This is a genomic window from Promicromonospora sp. NPDC059942, from assembly GCF_042731755.1.
In the GTDB taxonomy this organism is placed as follows: Bacteria; Actinomycetota; Actinomycetes; order Actinomycetales; family Cellulomonadaceae; genus Promicromonospora.
In genome coordinates, this window is the sequence record NZ_JBHWLR010000050.1 from 1 (window position 1) to 3,581 (window position 3,581).

At 26.7% G+C, this 3,581-nt stretch carries 3 protein-coding genes; all 3 read right to left on the bottom strand.

From position 1 onward, the window contains the following. Positions 1 to 119 precede the first annotated feature (119 nt). Positions 120 to 1,280 (bottom strand): HNH endonuclease, encoded by a 1,161-nt coding sequence (locus ACFV9Q_RS29180; RefSeq protein ID WP_002438209.1) that lies wholly within the window; start codon positions 1,278 to 1,280, stop codon positions 120 to 122. Between the two features lie 61 nt (positions 1,281 to 1,341). Beyond that, the gene (locus ACFV9Q_RS29185) at positions 1,342 to 2,346 is read right to left on the bottom strand and encodes a DNA adenine methylase (RefSeq protein WP_002438208.1); all 1,005 of its coding nucleotides are present in this window, start codon (positions 2,344 to 2,346) and stop codon (positions 1,342 to 1,344) included. After that, the gene (locus ACFV9Q_RS29190) at positions 2,346 to 3,335 is read right to left on the bottom strand and encodes a DNA cytosine methyltransferase (RefSeq protein WP_002438205.1); all 990 of its coding nucleotides are present in this window, start codon (positions 3,333 to 3,335) and stop codon (positions 2,346 to 2,348) included. Before ACFV9Q_RS29190 ends, ACFV9Q_RS29185 begins: the two co-directional genes overlap by 1 nt. Between the last annotated feature and the right edge of the window lie 246 nt (positions 3,336 to 3,581).

Genomic DNA, 3,581 nt, shown 5'->3' on the forward strand with positions numbered 1-3,581 from the left:
CTTCTATAGCATTTCTCATAGTCATCACCTCAATAATTTACTCTTTCCTTACACTTCATATACTACATCATTTTAGGTAAATTAAAAGCATTTTGTGATACATTTCACAAAAGTATCACTTATTCACTATCACAAGCTTTTGTTTTCGCAAATTTCTCATAGTACTTTAAATTATGTCTTTTCAAATAATTGATACGTTCAGAAATCATAATTTCATTGTCTAATTTATTATTTGAATGCATATCTAAATAATCATCAGAAACCTCATCACTAAAAATTGGATTACCATACTTATCAAAAGTCATTTTGTAAGAATCAAAGTATTGATCGGTGTTTTTTTCTAATAAGATAGTATTTTTATAATCATATGCTGCTTCATCGTCTCCTATTTTCATTGCATCATTAAAGCTCCATATATGTGAAGCAGTTAGACCTTGAAGTGATTTCTTAGTAAAATAACAAACTTTTTTACCATATATTCTTTGACTTTCAGCATATAGTTCCTTACATGTTAGCCTCCATTTATATTGATCTCTAGTTGTGTCAAATGTAGTAGGAATTTCCTTTTCATCATCTATTTCAAAATACTTAATAACTCGTTTTCCAACTTTATTACCTATTACCTGAACACCATCAACATATTTTAAAAATGTATAAACATATCTAATTTGATTATACTTCCTATCTTGAAACTTTATTTGCCTAGCATATATTTTTTTTTGATCTATTTCTTTTTTACTTAAATACCCCTTAGTATAACTAGAAATATTAGGTGTGACCATCAATGCATTTAGTTCATCTTCAGTAAGCGATTTTTGAGGATGGTATTGTAAAGTTTTAACAAGAAATTTGATTTGATTTTGGGTTGTATTATCAACACTATATGAAGTGTTAAAAGATGCGTTAGAATAAAATATATTGGAAAATATTAATTCTCTTTGCTCATCTGTATTAGCATTAAGAAACTTTTTAGCGTCTTTATGATAACCATTATAAAAAGGTTTTACAAATCCTAATTTTATAAACTGATTTATACCTTTTCTTGTTGAACCGTAATCTTTCTTTTGGAAAATTTGATTGACTCTTTTCTGTAAAATTTTATTAAAAGTTGGATTAGGTTTATTTAACTTTAATTCTTCATGATTCTCATCAATAAAATCTATAATGATTCTTAGTGTATCAATAAATTGAGAACCATGTATATTTGTAGTTTCTACAGTTAATTTCCAGTAATTTTCATAATTTTGTGTAACACTAGCTTTTTTTGAATTTTGATTCATTTTTGTTATTATATCCCCCTTTTTTATTTAATTATAAGAGAATACATCATATTGTACAATATTAAAATTTTATTATTGCTATCAATTCTACATTTTTATTTTTATTTTTTTTTCCACTAATTTGATAATTATGTTTCCTACTTTTAATTTCAACTGAACCATATTTCTGTAAAATAATTTTGATTTCTTCAACTGAAGGTTTAACATTTGCATTCAAACTTATTACTAAATATCTAGAACATTTTCTACAAAGCTTTATAATCTGTTCGAATTTCGACAAAAATGTTTTATAATTAGTCAAATCATCAAATTCTATTTCCTTGTTGAAAATTTGATCAAAGACCCCATAAAATTCCTGATACTTATTCATAGTTCCGGGATAAGGAGGATCCAAATATATTAAATCAATTTCGTCTTTATATTTCACAATAGCATCTTTAATATTCATCTGCGTACTAAGGTTATTCTTATTATTAGTGAACACAGAATCATTGTATTCGTCAATATTATGTAACATATGATACGAAAAACTCATATTATGATATGCTCTTCTTCTACCATATTTCTTATATGAATAATCCTCGTCTCTTAACTTAACAATATTTTCCCAATTAACATTCATTCTTGAATATGGCAATTTTCTAATCATTGCCCTTCTTAAAAGTGCTAAAAACATAAACCTTTTATAACCTTCAAGTCTATAAGAATATCTTACTAATCTTGCTAATTCATCAATTTCGTCTTCAAAATATAAATTATTTCCAAGACATCTTATCCTGTTATAGGTCGTTTTATAATCTTTTTCATTTAATGCTTCATAGATCTCTTCAATACCTATTCTAACGTCTGAATTTTCTATAAAAGATTTTGAAATACAGTAAGAAGAATAGAGCGCATCGTTAGAAATAACTTTAAACCCGGATTTCTTTAACTCATAAGATACTGAATTTCCTCCGGAGAAACCATCTAAAACCACTCCATTCTTAATAGGCAATGAATCTATAATCCAGTCAGCTAATTTTTCTTTATTGCCAATATAATTTACTTTTGGAAACTTCTTTTTCATTATCTACCCTCACTAAGTGCTAAATTTACTTGATAGGCTATAAGTTTGGCGAGCTTTGGTGGTACAGCATTACCAATTTGTTGTTGAACGTTTATGCTTGTACCTTTAAATATAAAATCATCTGGAAAAGTTTGTATTCTTGCTAACTCTCTGCTTGTAAGCGCTCTATTTTGACTGTAATGAAACACTTTACGCATATCTCCTGTGACTGGGATTGATGGTTCGTCACTTTTATACTTTATATATTTTCTAGCATCACCACTTTTAGGTCTTATTTCTTCTGGTATTTGCAATCTATTACCACCATCACTTATAAAACTCATTTTATAAAGCATTTCTTGCGAGTGATTCATTGCAAAATGATTAGGTATTTTAGATTTTTCCCCATTTTTTAAGGGGGGTAAATCGCTTATTGCCTCTTTTATTGTAACTTTTCTTTTTAATTTTTCAGGGTAATTAAATTCAATGTTTTTATACCCTACTATAAAAACTCTTTGTCTTTTCTGAGGGATGTTATAATCTGAAGTTTGTAAAATTTCATACTTAACCTTATAACCTAGTTTTTCAATTGATTCTTGTATTTCTCGAATAGTTTTTCCTTTATTATGAGATACTAATCTAGCAACATTCTCAATAATAAAGATTTTTGGTTTTAAAATTGATACAAATCTTAAATATTCTTTAAATAGTTGATTTCTTGGATCATCAATAAATGTTCTACCAAATTTCCCTGCTAAACTAAAACCTTGACATGGCGGTCCTCCTATAATTACATCAACTGTATTATTATTAATTATTTTTTTTATTTCATTTGTTGAAATTTCTTGTATATCCTTATTGATTAAAACATGATTCGGAAAATTATATCTGTATGTTTGAGCTGTTTGAAGATCATATTCGACTGAAAATACATTTTTAAATCCTTCTAGATCAAAACCTAAAGACATACCACCAGCTCCACTGAATAGATCTATATAATTATATTTCATTTATTGCACCTCACATTTTCGTTAAATAATGTAACATAGTTCTAACAAATTGTCACCTATATATAAACGAATTATAAACGATTATTACTTTATTTTAAGTAATTAATACTAATATGAACACATGAGATCCCTAAAATAATTTACTCTTACTTAATATAGAATTTAGCACTTTCATTTCCTTAATTGAAAAAAGTTATTTGAACATAAAAGTAAACACGCAGATATAGTGTTTAATCTGCGTGAAAT

What these genes read in the sequence shown, in the direction of transcription:
- ACFV9Q_RS29180 (WP_002438209.1), bottom strand. Translation starts at nt 1,280, where the DNA reads ATGAATCAAAATTCAAAAAAAGCTAGTGTTACACAAAATTATGAAAAT.
- ACFV9Q_RS29190 (WP_002438205.1), bottom strand. Translation starts at nt 3,335, where the DNA reads ATGAAATATAATTATATAGATCTATTCAGTGGAGCTGGTGGTATGTCT.
- ACFV9Q_RS29185 (WP_002438208.1), bottom strand. Translation starts at nt 2,346, where the DNA reads ATGAAAAAGAAGTTTCCAAAAGTAAATTATATTGGCAATAAAGAAAAA.